The organism is Caballeronia sp. DA-9 (assembly GCF_051615025.1).
Taxonomy (GTDB): domain Bacteria; phylum Pseudomonadota; class Gammaproteobacteria; order Burkholderiales; family Burkholderiaceae; genus Caballeronia; species Caballeronia sordidicola.
In genome coordinates, this window is record NZ_CP195135.1 from 95160 (window position 1) to 114103 (window position 18944).

At 54.7% G+C, this 18944-nt stretch carries 21 protein-coding genes; 13 read left to right on the plus strand and 8 right to left on the minus strand.

Annotated elements, in window-relative coordinates; translation table 11 throughout:
• The first annotated feature begins 18 nt into the window (after positions 1-18).
• The 3 genes from ACRWA7_RS34755 to ACRWA7_RS34765 all read left to right on the plus strand — a co-directional run bounded on the left by ACRWA7_RS34755 (position 19) and on the right by ACRWA7_RS34765 (position 2783).
• Positions 19-462, plus strand: a complete 444-nt coding sequence (locus ACRWA7_RS34755; RefSeq protein ID WP_056361248.1) for a LexA family protein — start codon at positions 19-21, stop codon at positions 460-462.
• Positions 459-1730 carry a Y-family DNA polymerase gene (locus ACRWA7_RS34760; protein ID WP_438397413.1) on the plus strand — a complete coding sequence of 424 codons (1272 nt, stop codon included), beginning with the start codon at positions 459-461 and terminating at the stop codon, positions 1728-1730. The genes ACRWA7_RS34755 and ACRWA7_RS34760 overlap by 4 nt, the downstream gene beginning before the upstream one ends.
• 93 nt (positions 1731-1823) lie before the next feature.
• The gene (locus ACRWA7_RS34765; RefSeq protein ID WP_438397415.1) at positions 1824-2783 is read left to right on the plus strand and encodes an SOS response-associated peptidase family protein; all 960 of its coding nucleotides are present in this window, start codon (positions 1824-1826) and stop codon (positions 2781-2783) included.
• 64 nt (positions 2784-2847) lie between these two features.
• Here ACRWA7_RS34765 and ACRWA7_RS34770 read toward each other — a convergent pair whose 3' ends face one another.
• Positions 2848-3249 (minus strand): hypothetical protein, encoded by a 402-nt coding sequence (locus ACRWA7_RS34770; protein WP_069638450.1) that lies wholly within the window; start codon positions 3247-3249, stop codon positions 2848-2850.
• 192 nt (positions 3250-3441) lie between these two features.
• Between ACRWA7_RS34770 and ACRWA7_RS34775 the strand changes: the two genes are divergently transcribed.
• On the plus strand, positions 3442-3741 hold the full coding sequence (locus tag ACRWA7_RS34775) for an H-NS histone family protein (protein ID WP_438397417.1): 300 nt from the start codon (positions 3442-3444) through the stop codon (positions 3739-3741).
• A gap of 138 nt (positions 3742-3879) precedes the next feature.
• On the opposite strand, the gene ACRWA7_RS34780 is transcribed toward ACRWA7_RS34775, so the two are convergent.
• On the minus strand, positions 3880-4224 hold the full coding sequence (locus ACRWA7_RS34780) for a hypothetical protein (protein ID WP_438397419.1): 345 nt from the start codon (positions 4222-4224) through the stop codon (positions 3880-3882).
• A gap of 4 nt (positions 4225-4228) precedes the next feature.
• Entirely contained in the window at positions 4229-4939 is a 711-nt protein-coding gene (gene imuA / locus ACRWA7_RS34785; RefSeq protein WP_438397421.1) for a translesion DNA synthesis-associated protein ImuA, read from the minus strand.
• 473 nt (positions 4940-5412) lie between these two features.
• Between imuA and ACRWA7_RS34790 the strand changes: the two genes are divergently transcribed.
• The 3 genes from ACRWA7_RS34790 to ACRWA7_RS34800 are packed head-to-tail and all read left to right on the plus strand — an operon-like array spanning position 5413 to position 6456.
• Positions 5413-5598, plus strand: a complete 186-nt coding sequence (locus ACRWA7_RS34790) for a hypothetical protein (RefSeq protein ID WP_062173992.1) — start codon at positions 5413-5415, stop codon at positions 5596-5598.
• 30 nt (positions 5599-5628) lie between these two features.
• A complete protein-coding gene (locus ACRWA7_RS34795; RefSeq protein WP_438397422.1) occupies positions 5629-6231 on the plus strand; it encodes an LPD29 domain-containing protein in 603 nt (200 codons plus the stop codon).
• A gap of 27 nt (positions 6232-6258) precedes the next feature.
• Positions 6259-6456 carry a hypothetical protein gene (locus ACRWA7_RS34800; protein WP_438397423.1) on the plus strand — a complete coding sequence of 66 codons (198 nt, stop codon included), beginning with the start codon at positions 6259-6261 and terminating at the stop codon, positions 6454-6456.
• A gap of 50 nt (positions 6457-6506) precedes the next feature.
• On the opposite strand, the gene ACRWA7_RS34805 is transcribed toward ACRWA7_RS34800, so the two are convergent.
• Complete coding sequence (locus ACRWA7_RS34805; protein ID WP_438397424.1) at positions 6507-6782, minus strand: XRE family transcriptional regulator; 276 nt, start codon at positions 6780-6782, stop codon at positions 6507-6509.
• A gap of 320 nt (positions 6783-7102) precedes the next feature.
• A complete protein-coding gene (locus ACRWA7_RS34810; protein ID WP_438397425.1) occupies positions 7103-7324 on the minus strand; it encodes an antirestriction protein in 222 nt (73 codons plus the stop codon).
• A 399-nt stretch (positions 7325-7723) separates the two neighbouring features.
• On the opposite strand from ACRWA7_RS34810, the gene ACRWA7_RS34815 reads away from it, so the two are divergent.
• From ACRWA7_RS34815 to ACRWA7_RS34825, 3 genes are all read left to right on the plus strand, one after another.
• Positions 7724-9751: a ParB/RepB/Spo0J family partition protein gene (locus ACRWA7_RS34815; protein ID WP_438397427.1), complete on the plus strand. Its 2028-nt coding sequence runs from the start codon at positions 7724-7726 to the stop codon at positions 9749-9751.
• 118 nt (positions 9752-9869) lie between these two features.
• Positions 9870-10226 (plus strand): type II toxin-antitoxin system RelE/ParE family toxin, encoded by a 357-nt coding sequence (locus ACRWA7_RS34820; protein ID WP_086382371.1) that lies wholly within the window; start codon positions 9870-9872, stop codon positions 10224-10226.
• Positions 10223-10546, plus strand: coding sequence for a helix-turn-helix domain-containing protein (locus ACRWA7_RS34825; protein WP_086382366.1), 324 nt, complete (start codon positions 10223-10225; stop codon positions 10544-10546). The genes ACRWA7_RS34820 and ACRWA7_RS34825 overlap by 4 nt, the downstream gene beginning before the upstream one ends.
• 162 nt (positions 10547-10708) lie before the next feature.
• On the opposite strand, the gene ACRWA7_RS34830 is transcribed toward ACRWA7_RS34825, so the two are convergent.
• Complete coding sequence (locus ACRWA7_RS34830) at positions 10709-11206, minus strand: hypothetical protein (RefSeq protein ID WP_438397430.1); 498 nt, start codon at positions 11204-11206, stop codon at positions 10709-10711.
• Positions 11207-13257: 2051 nt separating this feature from the next.
• Between ACRWA7_RS34830 and ACRWA7_RS34835 the strand changes: the two genes are divergently transcribed.
• The 3 genes from ACRWA7_RS34835 to ACRWA7_RS34845 are packed head-to-tail and all read left to right on the plus strand — an operon-like array spanning position 13258 to position 15221.
• Positions 13258-14448, plus strand: a complete 1191-nt coding sequence (locus ACRWA7_RS34835) for a hypothetical protein (protein ID WP_438397431.1) — start codon at positions 13258-13260, stop codon at positions 14446-14448.
• 27 nt (positions 14449-14475) lie between these two features.
• Positions 14476-14823 (plus strand): hypothetical protein, encoded by a 348-nt coding sequence (locus ACRWA7_RS34840; protein ID WP_438397174.1) that lies wholly within the window; start codon positions 14476-14478, stop codon positions 14821-14823.
• Positions 14772-15221: a hypothetical protein gene (locus ACRWA7_RS34845; RefSeq protein WP_438397175.1), complete on the plus strand. Its 450-nt coding sequence runs from the start codon at positions 14772-14774 to the stop codon at positions 15219-15221. The genes ACRWA7_RS34840 and ACRWA7_RS34845 overlap by 52 nt, the downstream gene beginning before the upstream one ends.
• 506 nt (positions 15222-15727) lie before the next feature.
• Here the strand turns inward: ACRWA7_RS34845 and ACRWA7_RS34850 are convergent.
• Entirely contained in the window at positions 15728-16486 is a 759-nt protein-coding gene (locus tag ACRWA7_RS34850) for a hypothetical protein (protein WP_438397177.1), read from the minus strand.
• A 392-nt stretch (positions 16487-16878) separates the two neighbouring features.
• A complete protein-coding gene (locus tag ACRWA7_RS34855; protein ID WP_438397179.1) occupies positions 16879-18504 on the minus strand; it encodes a patatin-like phospholipase family protein in 1626 nt (541 codons plus the stop codon).
• Positions 18505-18944: the final 440 nt, after the last annotated feature.

The window sequence follows — 18944 nt, forward strand, 5'->3', positions numbered from 1 at the left end:
ATACAGTATTGTCTGTCCATGAGCCGCCCGATCCCGATTACCGCCGACGCAGCAGGATCATTTCTCATCGAAGTGCTGGCGAAGGTGCCCGCAGGGTTTCCGAGTCCGGCGCAGGACCATACGCAAAAGCGTATTGATCTTAATGACGTGCTGGTGCTCAACCCGATCGCGACGTTTCTGTTCCAGGTTGAAGGGGACTCGATGATTGATGCAAGGATCTTTGACGGCGACCGTTTGATCGTTGACCGCTCGATTGAGCCGGTCCATGGTCGTGTGGTCCTTGCCTGCGTCGATGACGAGTTCACGGTCAAGCGCTTATACAAACGCTCAGGTGTCGTCCGTTTGCATGCGGCGAACCCGCTCTATCCGCCAATCACGTTCGTCGAAGGGCAGGAGATGAGCGTGTGGGGCGTGGTCACGTGGAATTTGCGTCAGCTGCTGCACCCGCAGAAACGTCGATGACCACTTTCGCCCTCATCGACGGCAACAACTTTTATGTCTCCTGCGAGCGATGTTTCAAGCCGTCGCTCGTCGGCAAGCCTGTCGTCGTACTCAGCAACAATGATGGGTGCGCAGTCGCGAGATCACAAGAAGCCAAAGATCTGAAAGTGGGAATGGGGCAGCCGTATTTCCAGATTCGCGACCTCGAGCGCACCAACGGCCTTATCGCACTCAGCTCAAATTACGCCCTGTATGCTGATCTCAGCGACCGCATGATGTCATTGATCGGCCAGTGTTCGCCGGTCCAGGAGATCTACTCGATCGATGAATGTTTTCTCGACCTGGGCGGACTTCGCTGCGACCTGACAACCTATGGCCTTCAGATACGTGCGCAGGTGCTGCAGTGGATCGGTATTCCCACGTGCATTGGCATCGGCCCTACGAAGACGCTCGCCAAGATGGCGAACCACATTGCCAAGAAGAATGTGGGGCGTTTATGGCATGGTGTTTGTGACATCGGAATACTGACAGCAGAAGAGCGCGACAGTATCTTTGCGAGCGTGGACGTCGGCGAAGTCTGGGGCGTCGGCCGCAAGATCGGCGCGCGTCTGCATGAGATGGGTGTCGAAACGGTGCTGCAATTCAAACGCGTGAGTCCCTCGTTCATTCGCAAGCAGTTTTCCGTGGTTCTCGAGCGGACTTTGCTCGAGCTCAACGGCATCGCGTGCTATGGATTTGAAGATGCGGGGCAGCCGCAAAAGCAAGTGCTTTGCTCGCGCAGCTTCGGCCATGTCGTCTATACACTCGATGAGCTGACGCAGGCGGTCACACAATTTGTTGCGACAGCGGCCGAGCGATTGCGTCGTCAAGCGTTGCACGCCAATCAGGTCCAGGTCTTCATCCGAACAAGCCCGTTTAAGCGCGACGACCCGCAATACAGCCGTGCCATCAATGTTCCGCTCGTTTCACCGACGTCGGACACCCTGACGCTGGTCGACTCGGCGTTGTTCGGATTGCGTCAGATCTATCGGGAAGGCTTCCGGTACGCCAAGGCAGGTGTACTGCTCCATGAGTTGCAATCAACGTCGATTGAGCAAGGCGAGCTCTTCGGTCGTGATGCCAGCCGGCAGGCGAAGATGATGGTGGCGCTCGATGCGATCAACGACAAGTACGGACGCGGGACATTGAAGGTCGGCGCTGTTGAGCAGCGCAGAACATGGCACATGAATCAGGACAGGCGCAGTCCCGCGTACACGTCCGACTGGGCAGCACTTCCTATTGTGCGATAGGACTGGTCGGTGGAAGGGTGATCACCCCCTCTTCGACCAGCGCTGGCCACGCGGGTATCATGGTTCACGAACAGGAGACGGAGAGCATTCGTCATGTGTTACTCGGCTCAGATCACCGCGGACTATCGCAAATACGTGCACGTCTATGGCGCAGACATTGACATCGATGAATTCTTTCGACTGTTCTGGGACCGCCGCAGTGGCAGCAAATCGAAAATCCCGAAGGCCATGGAAGCGCCGTTCCTGCTGCCGCAAAACGATGCAGAGGCGCGCATCAAAGAAGCGATCGTCGAGTTTTCGGCCGGCCAAACGGCGAAGCTCGAAGAGGACCTGTTCAAACAGCGCACGCGGCTGTCCGATGCCGAGCGTACGCTGCTGACAAAGACCACCAAAGCAGCGACCGAAAGCCAGCGGATTGCGACCGATAAGATCGCTTGGATCCGCAGCAAGCTGGAAGACTTCAACCGCACCGAACCGAAGGACCGTGACTCACGGATATTTCCCGGTCAATACGCGCCGGTGATGGTCGTCGAAAATGGTCAGCTTGTGGTGAAGCCAATGCGATATCAATGTCGACCCGCCGGCAAGCCGGCGTTCTACGACACAAAATATCCAGGGACCTACAACGCAAGGCGAGACAACCTCGAAGGGTTCTGGAAGGGGCTCTTCGGATACACACATGGCGTGATGCTGGTGAGCGCGTTTTATGAAAACGTACCGCGTCACCGCGTCGAGGCTCGTGAGTTGGCTGAAGGCGAGAAAGAAGAAAACCTCGTCCTTGAATTCAAGCCAAATCCGCCGCAGGACATGTTGATCGCGTGCCTGTGGTCGAAGTGGACAGGCAAGGGTGAGCCGGACCTGTTGTCGTTTGCGGCCGTCACCGACGATCCCCCTGCGGAAATCGCGCTCGCCGGTCACGACCGCTGTATCGTGCCGATCAAGCCCGAGAACATTAACGCCTGGCTCAATCCAGACCCTGCCGATCTGGCGGCTCAATACGCCATTCTCGATGATCGTCATCAGCCGTATTACGAGTATCGCCTCGCAGCTTGAGCCGAGGACAGTCGCGAACACGTTCGGCGAGTGAGGCAACAAGCAGCGTGGCTGCGGGATAAGTTCAAGAACGAGCGCGTCTGATTGCTTCCACTGCCGTCGCGCTGGCGAGGTCCGCGTAGAGTTCGGCCCACTTGCCAAGGAGCGATGAATCGTCGGTGAGGAACAGGGGGTGTTCAGCCCATACACTGACCATTGGTCCCTTCCAACCCAGTTCGAAAATACGAAGGTCTTCGTCGTCGCTCACGCCCGAATCGACCAGGTCGACGAAGGACGCGAGGTTGTACAGATAGACTTCGAGCGGCTCGATGTCAAAGAGCGCCGCAAGTACCGATGTCGCCCGCTTGGACGCAGCTTCTCGGCTGCCGGCCATCAGGAAGACGATGCGTTCGTCGTTACTGTTGGGCTTACCGAATATCACGCGGTATAGGGATGTCCTGCACCGATTGCTTAGTTGCGTGCTCATTTTAATTTTTGTCCTGACCTAATGTCGAATCGTCCAAGGGTCGATTGCGCTTCGCCGTAGCACGGCCTGGTCAAAGTACAATCGGCACAGAGTGGCGCACGTAAAGGCTTTGCCATATCTTCGTTTTTGGAACGGCCGGAGCCATAATCGGTCGAACTCACATCACTAATCATAGAAGAAAACACGACCCAAATGACGGACACTGGATACCGCGCCCTGCTTGCGCAACGTGAAGCACTGGAAAAGCAGATCGAAGAACTCAGAAACGCCGAGCGGGGTGACGCGATCGAATGGATCCGCGAGCAAATGGCCCTATACGAAGTTAAGTCCGAAGACCTCGAGCCACGCAGTAGTCGCGGCCCGCGGAAGCAATCGGCGCCTGTCGCTGCGAAATACCGTGACCCCGCATCAGGCGCGACCTGGAGCGGTCGCGGCAAGCCCCCTCGCTGGATCGCGGACCAGGATCGCGACACGTTCGCTATCACTGACTGATCCTCGCCACGATATCGAGCCCACGATGTTGTCCACACAATTTGTGGACAGCGTTGTGGACAACATCACTTGAAAGCCCATAAGTCGTTGTAGTTCCAACATTTATCGAACCCGCCTCGATGTGCGTCATGGGCCCCGTCAATCGACCAACGCAGCTTCGGGCTCGGGTGGCTCAGATGGCTTCGTTCCCTTGGGCGCTGGCTTGATCTCGGCGAGGACGGTCTGGCGCAGGTGCTGCTTGACCAACAAAAGCCGCAATTTTTCGATCGCGACCAATTCGCCGAGATTTTCCTGCCGCCATGTGCGATGAATGATCTTGAAGTAGTTGTCGATTTCGTTGATCACATTCCGGTTGAACTGAACCTCCAACACGAGTCGCTCGATATCTTCGTTCCCTCGGTACTTCTTCCAAAGCGAACGCAGTTCCTTCAGGCTCAGTGGCGCAAACTCAGGGAGGGCTTTGGCCATGGCATCGATCCCCATCGCGTTATTCAGTGACCGCGGCGTGCTCGACCGCAGGCACGGGCAGTTCGACCGTGCGCCGCTGGACGCGACGATGCTCGCTGATCAAGTTGGGCGACGGAGAGAGTTTGACCATAATCGGCGCCGGCGCAGCGGGGCCTTTCCGCTTAATCAGTTCGACGGCGATGCCTTCAGCGACGCCCCGAACAGCAAGTCTAAGGGGCGCCGGCGACGAGTCCTGGGCACGCGCCAGCGGTCGCATGACGACAAACAGCATCTCGGAACTCTGTGCCGCCAGCAGCAGGCGCCTGAGCGACTCGGCGCGAATATGTTGCTGCCAGAGCACGAGGGCGCCGCAGCTGCCTGCTCTCAGGATCTGCTCCGCGCTCCACAGCGCATCGGATGACTTAGCAGCCTTAAGCCACATGAGCTTGCTCGGATTTATGCCCATAAAGGCGTAACAGTGCGCATTCGGAATCTGCTGCGGCGCGATCAATGCGATCGAGCGCTTATCCGATAACGCCGCCATGGCGGGACCCAGCAGGCGCATTTCGCCGATCCCCTGCTGCTGTAAAAGCAGCTCGGTCATGGTTCCCAGCGGCCAGCCGCCGCCAGGCAGCTCGGCTGATAGCGCTGCGTAACCCGTGTCCACGGTACGCCCATGGGCACGCGCCAATTGCGTCCCTCGCCAAAGACTTGGGTGTAGCGACTCGATGTCTTTCGGCAGGGCGTTCATAGCGAGCACTGTATATCCATACAGTATCGTACACTGGATTTCGGTTGCGGGAGCCGGAACTTGGCAATCCCGAAAAATGGGCTGACGCCTGACCGATCCAGTTACAAACCAATCGCTTTCCGCTCACCCACCCTTGAACAGTGGCGCGATGCGCCAAGTGTGCGAGAGCCTTGCGGCTCCCGCGCGTGAGGTCGCATGTGTGGGAACCACGTCGACGCGCTCCATCCTTTGCCTGTCGTTCAAAGCGCGTTCCATCTGCTCTTCAAAGCCGCCTCTTAATCGACGCATAGCACGAAGCGGATTCGGCACAAGGGTTCGCTGCGCCATGTCCTCACCCGTTCGATGCTCGCCTGCGGCTGCGCTTCGCTGCGGCCTCCGGGCATGCCCTTGTGCCGAATCCGCCCCGTGCAAAACATGCGTCGAGGCGGCTCCGAAGAGCAGATGAAACAGAACGACAGGCAAAGGACGGATTTATGAGCGCAACGACCACCCACACAAGCAACCTCACCAACGAAGCGGGATTTCCTCCCGCGCCCTCCGAGGCCCACCAAAAAGCATATGCCAAAGGCGATGTCCAAGAGGTCCTTTTAAATGGCACGCGCATTCGCATGGTGTTCGACGGCGCGCCGTGGTGGAACGTCAGCGTCACACGGATCTAGGTTTTCAACTCAATATTAAGGAGAACTACGATGACTAAATATTTTACTTGTGCCGAAACCGCCAAGCTTATTCGCCAATCGCTAAAGGAAGCCTTTCCGGGGGTTAAGTTTTCCGTGCGTAGCAGCACGTACAGCGGTGGCGCATCGATAGATGTGAGCTGGACCGATGGCCCGAACGCGGCGCAACTCGAATCGATCACGAAGGGATTCAAAGCAGCCTATTTCGATGGCTCGATCGACTATCAAGGCTCGATCCACCACATGATGGACGGCGAGCAAGTCCGGTTCGGCGCCGACTACATCACGTCAAGCCGCCGCTATTCGGACGCTGCGGTGGAGCGCGCCATTGCAAGCGTGAGCCGCCGCTACGGCGGCAACTTCAGAAAGGCCGGAGTCACACGTCTCACCGTTCAACAGTTCCGGTCCGGGGACCTGTACCGCATCCAATTGCCTGAGCTTCATTGGGACGGCGCGAGCAGCGTTCAAACCATGATTCACCAGGCACTGGCAAAACACGCGGACCGCCTCAAGGTGAACCCGAGCAAGACGGCCGCAAGGAAGTTCATCACCCACGACGACGGCTACAGTCTCAGTATTGGAGCCGGATATTCTGCGGTTTCTGTCGACGTATGAGCCGCTCGTCCATGCAAGGAATAAGCGATGAAACCGCTCGCATTGTCGTCGGATATAACGCTACCGCCACATACTCTATGCTCGGTTACGCCCGGAACCTTCACGGGCAATGGATTTGTGGGTTCAGATCTGCGCCACTATGACGGGATTATGCAAATTGGGGCTTTTGAACTGGGCAACGCGAAATACGCGGAATTCGTTGCATATTACGACTATGCGATTTAACGCGGACAGCGCCGCACCAGCCGCGCGCGTTTGGCACGTCCTCTTGATGCTCAAACCGGTTCACTTACCCAAATAAGGCCCAGACCCGCAGCGTGGCATAGCAACGCCCACGCGGAATAGGGGATGCGCGCGTCCTCAGCGATCCACTTACGGATCTGGCGGCAGCCGCCCGTCTCTTGTGTGGCTATGCCCAAATACTTCCCGGCTTTGCTTCCTGTGAAACCGGCGCGTTCGATAACCTCACGAATCTCGGGACCGGTCGGTTGCAACCAGCCGTCAGCTGCTGGGCGCAGGCATTCCGGTCTGATTGTAGTTGCTTGATCCATCGTCTCTTCCTAAAAAAGTTAAGTTGCGCTGCGTGAGAAACGCCTTTTGGCATCCAGCCCCGCTAAAGCGGGGGATACACCGTGGCCTTTGGCCACTGGACGACCCCGAACCGTGGTCCGCTACGGCCCAGCTGTCGCGCCCCTTCGCTTCGCTTCGGGTCCGCGGCTCTCCCCGCGCTACTAGCGCGGGTCCCCGTGCCGCTCGCTCCAGGCGCGACGGTGCGCGCGATAGTTTAGCGGTCGGCTTACCCCCAGTCTGCAAGAAGGGGGCGTGCCGAGGCCAGCGAGTTACCCGGCCTCTCGACCGGGTCCTCCGGTGACTAGTCGATGGCCCTCATGATCAAATTAGATTCCGCATGTTGAATCGCGAAATCGCGAAGCCAATGATACTGATTGATGAGTTTATCGTTGCCGTATCGATTGGCCAAATCGCATTGGGCAAATAGCGATGCCACAATACCTGCGGCATCGGCGCTCATTTCGCCTGAGAAGTAATTTCCCGATACGTCGATTATAAATCGTTTCTCGTCGCACGGAGCCATATAAAACCACCGTTTGACAAGTCATAGAAGTTCCAAAGCCCTCCACCATAGTCTTTTGACAGCTTCTCTAGCCATCCGTACACCAGAAACTCCCCTTTCAGCATGAGACCTCCCAGATGCCTAGGAAGAAAGTGGTGTCGAAGGTTTTCCGGAATTTGATTCGCGGATATTGCAGATACATCAGAAGGGTTCGACATCTCATTTCCTTAAAACGGGCCTTAGCAATATGCTCGGCCACCTCAATATAATAAGGAATTGGCGATCAATGGTAAAGGTATTATTTCAATAAAACGTGTAACTTCTAGTTTACAATTAAAGACTTTTTAAATAGGCATAAAGGGCCTATGATGTAATCAGTGGTCGAGCACATCGCTAAGACCAAAATCGGAGAAGCAAATTATGGATGATCGTTCAGTTGATGTTGCAGTGGCAGAGAATGCGAACGGGTCGGGTGTAATCGGAGCGGTGCTAGAAACAAGTTTTGCTGAAGCGTTGATAGAGTCTATTCCCTTGTCCCGCTTAAGCGTCTCGCCGCTCAATGTGCGCCGTAAAGCATTAACAGGTATTGAGGGGCTCGCCGACAGCATTTTGGCCAAAGGCTTATTCCAGAACTTGGTGGCCCACCCGGCGAAAAGCTCACGCGGCAAGAACCCGAAGCTGTGCGTTTGCGCCGGTCAGCGTCGCCTTGCCGCGCTGCAGTTATTAGCGGATCAAGGCAAGATCAACCCCGACATGAACATCCCCGTCAACGTGCTGACTGAAGCCGAAGCCGTGGCCGCTTCGCTGATCGAGAACGAGTCCCGCGAACCGATGCACGCGGCAGACCAAGCGATTGCTTTTCGTTTGTTGCTCGAAGAAGGGCGCAGCATCGATTATGTGGCGGCTCTGTTTTCCATCCCGGCACTTGCTGTTCAGCGCCGCCTGAAGATCGCCAACGTATCGCCTAAGATATTAGACGTGTACCGAGACGATGGCATGACCACCGAGCAGATTCAGGCGCTTGCTCTGTGTGACGACCACGGCAAGCAAGAAAGCCTCTGGTTCGATGCGGCGCAATCATGGTTACGCGATCCGTATCACCTGCGTGAGGCCATTGTTGAAGAAGAAATCAACGTCAGCGAAAATCCATTAGTCGCGTTTGTGACGCTCGACGCATACATCGCCGCTGGCGGATATGTGCGCCGCGACCTGTTCAGCGAGTCCGCAAACGCCGGATACATCACGGATATGGCGTTGCTTCAACAACTGGCCACTGAGCGCCTTCTGGTCATCGCGCAAGACGTATCAGCCGAAGGATGGAGCTTTGTTGAAACACGGGTGAAGCGCGACTTTAGTGAGCTTTCCGCGTACACCCATATCACGCCGCAAGCGCGCGATATGACCAAGAAGGAAGCCGCGCAATATGCCAAGCTTGAAAAGGCGCGGGACAAGGCAAGCAGCGCCCTCGACGCCTATTACAGCGACGAAACCATCGAAGAGGATGACGACACGCGCGATGCGCTTGAGGACGCCGCACGCGACGCGCAGCATGCATGTGAGCAGTTCGTGGAAGCACTGGAAGCGTGGGCGCCCGAGCAACTCGCAAGCGCCGGAGCGTTCGTCTTGCTGAATCACGCCGGTAAGGTTGTGGTCGAGCGCGGATATGTGAAGCGAGGCATAGCGACAAGCCCGGCCCATGATGGCGATGGACAAGATCAACCGAAGAAGGCCAAGCCCATTCATAGCGACAAGCTTTGCCGTCGCCTGACGGCTCACCGCACCGCCGCCGTTCAGGTTGAACTTGCAGCCAAACCCACTATCGCGTTAGCCGTCCTCATGCAACGGTTGATCCCTACGGTGTTTTCAAGTCTCCACTACTACGGCGAGGAAACCGGCGTACATGTATCGGCCACGTGTTCACACGACAAGCTGCTTCGCGAGGCCGACGACATGGAAGCAAGCGCCGCGTGGCAGGAGATCGATGCCGAGCGTAGCAAGTGGGCCGCGATGTTGCCCAAACAGCGCTCGAATCTGCTCCCTTGGTTGATTGAGCAAAGCGACGATGTCATGGCGAACCTCTTCGCTTTCTGCGTGGCCTCGACGCTTGATAGTGTCACTGGCACCGATGCCGCGCACCCCGTCAATGCACTGGCTGACTTACTCGAAGTCGATATGACCAAGTACTGGACGCCGACGCAGAATAGTTATCTGAACCACGTATCGAAGGCACGAATTGCGGAAGTCGTATCGACAGCGGTTTCCCCCGAAGCCGCTGCGCCGCTCGCTGCGATGAAGAAGGGCGATGCCGCAGCGACCGCCGAGCTTCGCCTTGCCGGTACCGCCTGGCTTCCGGAGGTGCTGGCAAAGCGGGATGCGTCGGACAGTGTTGCCGACGTGTACCGGAGCGATGAAATAACGGACCCGGAAGACAAAGAAATTCCGTATTGATCGGATAGTCCACGCGTAGGGATCACGGGCGCATCTGGAGAAGTTCAGGTGCGCCTTTTTTGATCAGCCAAGCGCAGATGAACTTGCGCATTATACCCATTTGTATATAATCAACAGTATGGAAAACATCAAGACTCTGCGCTGGATAGCGTCTTCCAAGAAAGACCTGAAAGCGATGCCCGAGGTCGTACAAGACACTTTCGGATTCGCGCTGCATCAGGCCCAGATAGGTCTCAAACACGTGGATGCGAAGGCGCTCAAGGGATTTGGTTCTGCGGGAGTGCTTGAAGTGGTCGAATCGGCGGAAGGCGGGACCTACCGGGCGGTCTACACGGTGCGTTTTGCCGACGCGGTGTATGTGCTGCATTGCTTTCAAAAGAAATCGACCCACGGAATCGCGACACCGAAGCCGGATATGGACCTGATCAGGGATAGACTCAAGATCGCGGAAGAACTTGCCAAGGAAAGGAAATGACCGACTACGAAGAAAGCAGCGGCAACGTCTATGCAGACTTAGGATTGGCCGATGCGGAGGAAATGCTAGTCAAGGCGCAACTCGCCTCAAAGATTGGCGAGATCATCAAGGGCCGCCGATGGACGCAACAGCAAGCAGCGGAGGTGCTGGGCATGACACAACCCAAACTGTCCAATTTGCTGCGAGGTCAATTCCGCGGGGTCAGTGAAGCGAAGATGCTCGAATGCCTCGCTAAACTTGGGCGCGACGTAAAAATCGTTGTCGGCCCGGCACGCCGTTCGACCAAACCGGGCCATGTTGAAGTGGTGTTTGCTGCGTAGCATTAGCTTAACGCTGCAAGTGAATGCAACAAATAGCGCTGAACCACGAATGGGTCAGCGCTTTTTTAATTGGCAAAAGATTTAAATCTATACTCCAGGTTTATACAAGCATCGATTGCAGACTGCTTTTTAGCGTAGTTATGTGCGCACTGCAACGATGAATTAAGAATCGCCAGCGTTTGGCTTAAATCGATTTGGAAAAAATTGTGCAGTTTCAGCGTCGATTTTCGCTCTACTTTGTTTAGGCGAGAGCAGACGAAACTGAGCAGGCGTCAACTTAGCGGTCATCCAGTCCTCCGGTAGCGTTTCAACGCTAGTTTTTGTTTGGCGAAGCGAAGCGTCGCTTTGTTCTTGCGATGTCACAAGAGCCATGCCTTTTAATTTCGACTTCCCGGTAGCGGTGTATGGAGGAATAGCATCTTTCTTCTCCGTCGGATTAGCGGCCCGTTTTTTTCGAAGTCGGTAAAGGATGTTATCGAAATTTTTTAGGCTTAACGCAATGCCGTAACGGGTTAACGTTTCGAGCACGGCGGTTCTCTGAACGCCTGCGCTCAGGGCTCCCTCAATTTCAGCGAAATGCTCGGCCACACGCGCGGTGACGGAGCGCTTATCCGACTCGCGCGAGAGTGCAAGGAGAGCGGTTTTCAGGTCGTATGTCATATCGGCTCTGGATGTTGTCGTTTTGAAGCACGAGATAGCGTTATTGCGGTAATTTTGCAGTACTTTTGAGGGTAAGAAAAGCAGATGCGCCGTATTTTGAAGGACTTTGAAGTGTTAGTGCGGAATTATGAGTATTAGTTGAGATTTTAGGATCGACGGAGGCACGATGCATGTGTAAACAAAAAATGCTCCGCACTTTTTCTTTACACATGGTGCCCAAAGGGAGAACCCTTTGGAAACCCCGACGGCTACGCCGCCAGGAGCGCGCCCACTGGTCGCTTCGATGGGCGCATCGGTGTTCTGCAGAACGGCAGCAGACGGCGAGACGGCTACACGATTGCGATCGCGAACGATCACATCTAAGGCATCTGATTTAAGGAGAGTGGGCAATTTTCTTCGGCCGCATTAGGCTCTGTTCGGCTAACATGCGACATTCGCTCGGGCTGGTTGTCCCGACGCTTGAACGACGCCTCCACCTCGCCAACGGTCATATACTCGACAGCGTAGCGGACGTCTGATTGGCCTTTGTGGTCGGTCAGTTGTCGGGGTCGGTCAACCGACCAGACACCCAAGCATAGTCGTGACTTCCTTCGTGCATTCGAAACAGGTAGTGCGTTTGACGCGCGTCTGGTGCGTCTAGTGTTGAAAACCTCTGTACAGGGTAGTGAGTAACCTCCGAGGAGAGACCGGCGGCCTTTAAGGTCGCCAGGGCTGCGTCCTCCGATTGCGGAGGAAACAAAAAGGAAGGCTCCATAGGATGACCAATGACAAAGCGAGGATCTAGCCGAAGTTTCAGCCCGACATATCGAGCACAGTAGTTTTGCGCCAGGTTGCCCGCTCCCCCTAAAAGCCCGCAGGACTGCCGTTGTGGGCGCAACGCTACGGTGCCGGGCAGAATCGAGCTGAGTTCAAGGAACGGGTGGGCTCCGTTGACCAAAGGGAATACGAAAATTGTTGGCCAAGTACTTTTCTATGACAGAGGTAAGCTCGCAGAAATAAGACGCACGGAGCGCTTGTTCTTCATGAAGAGACTTAAACTTACTCAATCTAGCCGACTTAATCGACCGAGATCTCGCGTCCCGAATATTTTCTTTCCAAGATTCGATTGTTGTTTGAATCATCGAAAGCGTTATATTAGTAAGGTTTTGATCCGGCGGAAATTTTTAGTGGTCTGAAAAAATCCGTGCTAATGACTCATGCTGTAGCCCTTTGTTGGTTTGTGATGTCAGTGACGCGTCCTGCCTTGCCCCTCTTTGTAGCTCCCTGTCGTGCTGCGGGCATTGTATTTGATATGGTGCGGCGAGCTTCAACACACGATGAAAAACAGATATGGCCGCTATATGTAGTTAGCTGTCTGCGCTACATTGGCTTCGTGACACCTCGGGAGGGGTAAAGCGACATCCGTAAACCAAGTAGTTTTGCGTTTCCACACGGCCGCGGTCGACTTCTGCCCAACGCAGCTCCGTTGACCCGATCTCTTTTCTCCGACTTATCGTCGGACCGGGTCCGGCCGATTCCAGCCATTCGCGAACTTTCGCACGGACATTCGAACGGCGGCTTGGTCTCAAACAATGGACCTTCGGGCGCCGCCCATGTTCGTAGATCGTTAAGCGTTTGCGAGTCGCCTACCGGGGATATGTCTTCCTAGCATTCGCAATGTATGGTGTCACCTGCCACGCTTAAAGGTGGTCGCTTCATTCGCAAGCCTGTCGCAGGTCCTAGACTGTCGCTCAAGCGCTACTATATTTTCCGGAAGAACAGCATACCGAGATACCACCACCGCCTCGCAGTCGAGAGTAGAGGCATGATAAGTCCTGTCGCTTCGTCTTTTCACTTGGATTCCACGTTGTTCCTATAAGGCTAATGCACAATCCCGTCTAGATCGCAGTGGGCGGCCGTCAAACTTGCGACTTTTTATTTCACTGCTTTCGGGCTATCGTGTTAACTGTGGCGTGCATACTTGCCCGTAACCGATATTGAATACGAACATGAATATAAATATGGCGGTGATGTGCAACACGTGTAACGTCCAGACGAACATGCGCGTTGGCATGTCCAATCGCGCAGTACAGCCGTTCCGCTTTTGCTGTCAGGCTTGCGGATCTCCAATTAACTTTACAATTGGAGAGTACGAGGGCCAGGGCAAAGACTTCACGGGGGCACGCGAAATTCGGGCTCATAGCCCTTTTGATGACAAGACGAATTTTGTGGACCTTCACCTCGATTTTCCGGTTAAGTTCGGCAAGTATGTAATGGGCCATACTCCCTTTATGATGGCAGTCAAACAGATTGGGCACGAGCGGTACGCTATGCACAACTATCGACTAAATCAGTTAAACGAAATCTACCAACAGCAGGACGAAATTCGAAACCTGATCAGGCTGTATTCTGGGCGTGACAAGCAACTTTTCAAGCTCAAGGTCGAGAAGTTTCTCAAAACGAAGCTGAAATCGAGTAAGCCGCAAGATATCAATGCCGGGCTCTACCTGCTGGTATCGAAAGTGTTTGAGCCGTTCATCAGTGTCCACAGCGTGAAGGAGACGGCCGAGGGTTATCCGGACTTCTTCGTCGGGCTGGCAAACAAAGACAAAACCAAGCTAGACGAGTTTTTCGACCATCTTTCGGACACACGCTTTTTGCGCAACGTTCAACTCGACGGACTAGAGCTTTACCCCGCTATTCTCGACGCTGAATTGCCACTGCGCCCAGCGCTGTTCCTCGACTTTGACGACAAGTACGAAGGTGGTGGACTGGCGGCGGCCCGCGTTTCAACGGACAATTTCAATACGTTCAAAGACTTGTATAAGGACATCACCGAGGTCCTCAACCGAAAGCTAGTAATCGTTGCTGGGATAAACAATTTGATACACCGGGGCGACTACAATGCGTTTCCAGACTTGGGCCGAAAAAATCCGCCTAAATCACTTAACGATTTTGCGGACGTGTCCTTAGGTTCGAAGGCCGACTGGCTCGATAACTGCTGGTTCTTTATTGATAAGGACGCTGTCGATAACCAGCTTCGTAACGCCATTGCACATTTCAAGGCCGAGTATGACGACTCGACCCAACTGATTACCTACTTTCCGAAACTCGAAGGAATGCAGCGGGAGAAGGCTCAAACAATGTACTTCCTCGACTTCATGCGCAAGCTGCTCATCAGCTTCAGGGAAATGCACTACCTGCATCACCTCGTCAAGTCGATCTACTACTACCGCCTATTGATCCAGAAGAAAGACGATTAGCCAAAGCTCGCCAACGTGAGAACCAGCATGAATGATCTGTTTCGCCTGCACGACACAGCGCACGCCATGATCGAGATGTTCGAGGATGCAGTGAGCAATGCCGAGGTGCCCCCCGACACGGAATGGGCGGAGTTTGCAGCATGTCTCACGCTCACTACGTTCGAGCGGTTCCACGCGGCCCTGCATCTGATCGACGCCAAGCTTGCGAGTCACGCGGCGGGTCCAGTACGCTCGATGCTTGAGGGCGTGGCAGACCTGCTAAACCTGTGTGCCGATCCCGAATACTTGCAGACAATGCGCTATAACAGCGCGCGTGAAAAAACGTGGCGCTGTTCGAGGAGTTCAAAAAGTCTACTGGCGTGCCGGACGAGATGAAGCAGATGCTTGCCGAATGGGATGTACACGACAGACCCACTCCTGACGAATTTAAACCGGAAATGAAAAGACGCGGTGACAATGATCTGAAGCTGGCGTACAAACTCAAACGCGTCGAACTGTCGAACGTCTATGCGATGTACCGCGTGCTGTGTGCATTCGTGCACCCGAACCTGATGAGTCTCAAGGCCCGTCATCGAACTGGCGAAATGTCGTCCAGTACCGCCGAGACGCAGCCGCACGTGGTCGTAATGCTGTACCGCATTGCTGTTGATCTCCTTTGCCGATGCATAAGCGAGATGTACAAGCTTACGAACCTGAGCCAGAGTGATGTCGATGCAATCACGGCAAAAGGCCGTTGCGACATGGCAGAGGTTGACCCCGACTGCAAGGAATGACTCAGCACGGGAAGTCATCACGCCCGCCTCTGTCCATTGGTTCTTTGATAGATTGAGTAGCGAAGTAGTGGACTGAAAAGCAGCCGTTAGCTTAGCTAAGCAATGTCCACAAAAACCGTTCCGGGTCGGTAGGGAGCGTTCAACCGACACGAGCGACGATTGCGGGGGCTGGTGAATCCAGGGCGGGCGCTGCTTGCAGGGGCCGCTAAAGGCCCTCAGCCTTCATTCCGAATACCCGACTCGAATTAGCCCGAGCTGCGAAATAGCCGGCCACCTAGATCCGATCAGGCGATTGACTTATCGCAACGCGTATTATATTGCCCGTCGTTTTTGGCCGGTCTCTAGGCGCGTTATTGACAGCGGTCGGCATGATGGCCAGCGGCGCCAGACAGACAAACACAGCCCTATTTTCACGCCGAGGCGGACCGTCAATCGCGATGCCACATTACGAGGCACGAGCCGCAATGTAAACGCAGCCTTCATTGCTTGCATTTACTCGTTTTCCGTCAATGTGGCCTGTCGTTAGTCACCGGTGGCTTGGCTCTGATCCACGGTTGACGTGACGAGCTCTGGCAGGAGGCGTCTGGGATCAAAGGATGCGTAATCAAAACGCTCACTGCATTACGTTGAAGTTGCTGCTGCCTCTGCTTTAATTGCGTGTATCCGCTCTTCACACATGCACCAATCTTGTCCGGGTAGTTCAAGCCAGTGACAGTGTTTCCCCATTCAGTGGTGTACGCAGAGGTATCTCGGTCAGAAGGCTTCCACATGCCTATAACTGCTTTGTAGGCTTCAGTCTGCGCGATCGCCTCCTTAAATACTTGAGGCATTTCGTTTCCAATAACGAGTTGCGAATTCTCAACAATGACAGTTTCGACCTTTATGTTTAGAGGTTGAAAAACTGTGCTCATCCAATTGCGCCATTGATCTACATCGGAAGGCCTAAGTTTATGTCTCGGGTCGAAAAAATATCTGTCGTCTCCAGCGGGCCAATGCATGTTGTGAAATTGATCCCACGCGACGCTGGACGCTTCAGTCAGCGCGTATAATGGGCCATAAAGTTTTTCGATTTGCAGGTTCACATAGTCGAGTTCTGTACTTCTTATTTTGTCGATAAACGATGCCGCGTAGGTCCAGACACCAGGTGCGAGTGTTAAAAGTAAGGCGGCTATGCCAGTGCTCCTCGCATTCAGCTTCGTCGGTAATTTGGACGTTCGTTGTGACGAATATTTATTGCTAGGTCGATTTATTTTAAAAAAAAGCATGTTGCTATCCTCGCTTGCACTCGGGTGTATCGGGAACCGTGTCGCTCGTTCGTTGATGTAACTGTTCAGAATTAAAAAAAGGAAGCGCGGATCGTTTGTCCACTCGCCACGACTTATCGTGTGTTTTGGTATAACCTTAAGTGGATTTGGTCCGCTTTTCCTCAGGAGACAATTCTTGTCAATTTGTGTGGAGTTCCTGTAGGCTGGTGGCGAAATTCCCGATTCGCTGCGCTCTTAGAATCAATGTGCAATCCCTGTGCGACCCGGGCAGTCGGCGGTGATTGTCGTACCGTCGTATCTTGCGAACAAACTTGAGACAGGTCGTCCATCGTGTGGCAAGGGTGTGATCGCTTACGTTATTGTGTTGGGCAAGCTGAGGACAGGATTTCGCGTTACCGCACTCGAGGCAGGTTTCGCTTTGCGAGATCGTTGAGCACCTTGTCCATCGCGTAACTTAGAAGCTTCTTACGGAGCAGCGTAATTCCTACGCGAGCGGCCGTGCGCTCGATCCATGAAACCTTCAGCATATCGAGAGCACTGCCAGCCACAGCGATCACACGGGCTTCGAGCAATTCGCGTAGCGGCCCAAGCTCGACGGGCTGCGTTGGCCACTTTGGCAATCCGATTTCTTCGCGCAGCTTTCCAGTGAGCGGAATGATCGGCAATTCGTTGATTGAAGTGCGCCAGGCATTCTTGACAGTATCGCTCCAGTTGTCGAAAAGAGGATTGCCAGGCGGCATGCTGAAATGTTGTGCGAGAAACTGCTGACAGTTGCGTCGTCCGAGAAGATAGTCGTGACGCCGGAACTCTTCGCTCAAAAATCCACCGAATCCGCCGAGACATCCGCTCGCTAGATCAAAGCCGTTAGTTTCGGTGCGCGGGTCCGTCAGAGATATACGGCGACTCGGCGCGATCAGATAGCGGCTGTACACGTCGTCCATGAATGCAAGAGCGAGATCAGCGGGGTCGAAACGCGCCTGGTTTTTCCACGCACCAATAAGGCCGAAGCTTGAACTGAACAGATCGCCGCGCTCGCCCGCATTCGTATTGTTCACTTCGGCGAGCGTATCTGGAAACGGATCGATCATGATGATGCCACGAATCGCTTCATTGCCGCCGCGCGGATTTTGCTCGATTTGGCCGGCCATTTCGGTCCGGGCAAAGTCGAGCGGTTCATTGTCCATCGTGCCGCCATCGACGACGAAGCCTTTAAAACGCTCAGGCATGGTTATCGTGCTGCCTTGCGCTTTCCACGCGGGAACAAGGCAGTCAAATTTCTGCTTTTGGCTCTTCGGATCGATATACGTGAAGAAGTGGAAATCGAGATCGCTGATGTTGCGGTCTTCCTCGCGCGCAGCAAGTCCAACGGGAAACGCGCCCGAGCCGAGCGCTGCGTTGCCGAGCATCTTCCAGACTGGATGAATTGAACTGTTTTGCGTGGGAAGGATGGCGTCGTCGGGTCGCGCTTTCGGCGCGGCGCCCGTGTAGCTAGCTGCGAAACTGCGATAGCTTTTATGCATCCACATGCCCAGCCCTGCGCTGTAGGTGCTCTTGATCGGCAGGTAGTACGGCACGCCGCGCAAGCTCGCCTGCGCGAAAATGAAGCGCGTGCGTTCACGCAAATACGCGCGCGATTTCGGAGTGCCTGTGTAGTCGAGCGCTCGGTCGGTGATCTTTCCGAGCACAGTCGAATCGAGAAGTGAAACGAGGGTGTTTTGGCTGCTGAGGTCGTCGGATTTGAGCAGTGCTCGAATGTCGATGTCTTGCACCCACGCGCGATAAAACGGATTTGCGCTTTCGGCTTTTGTCGCTGCAGCGATCGCGTCGACATGTGGGAAGTCATACTTCAGCGCGACCGCGGCGATAGCTGCGGTCATACTGCCAGCTGATGCACCAGCAAATACCCGCAAGATCACGTCGTGTGGCGGCACACTCCATTCGCTTTGATGTTTGCCTGCTTTTCGCTCAGATTCCTTGGCGGCTTCCCAGGAATCTAGGGCTTCGATTAGAAAATCCATCACGCCCGAAGTATATGCGCCAGCGGAAATCGCGCCTGCCAAAACCAATCCTATTTCGAAGGTGCCTGCAGCGGGCGCTGGTTCTTTGTCTAGATAGTTACAGATATTCGTAGGTGCCGTACCTAATTGGGTTGACTCGCTTTGGCTACGATCTTCGGGCATAGGATTTCCTGGCATGAACAAACACTTTTTTCTTTATACGTCTTACGGAATACTAAGCGTACAGTATGTAATTTAGTCGTTTATTCCACATTTTCAAGCCGATCTGCAAGGCGATATCCGCCGATCTGCCGACGCACTCTTCTGAGTGAACCGCCGTTGTACTTTGGAAGCCGCCACTAAGGTCGCGCCAACTCGACGGTCCCTTCAGGGTCGAGCTGCGCCGGTCACGAAGCGATATGCCGCAGGCCGCACCGCGGTTCAGTGTTTGCCCGCAGTCG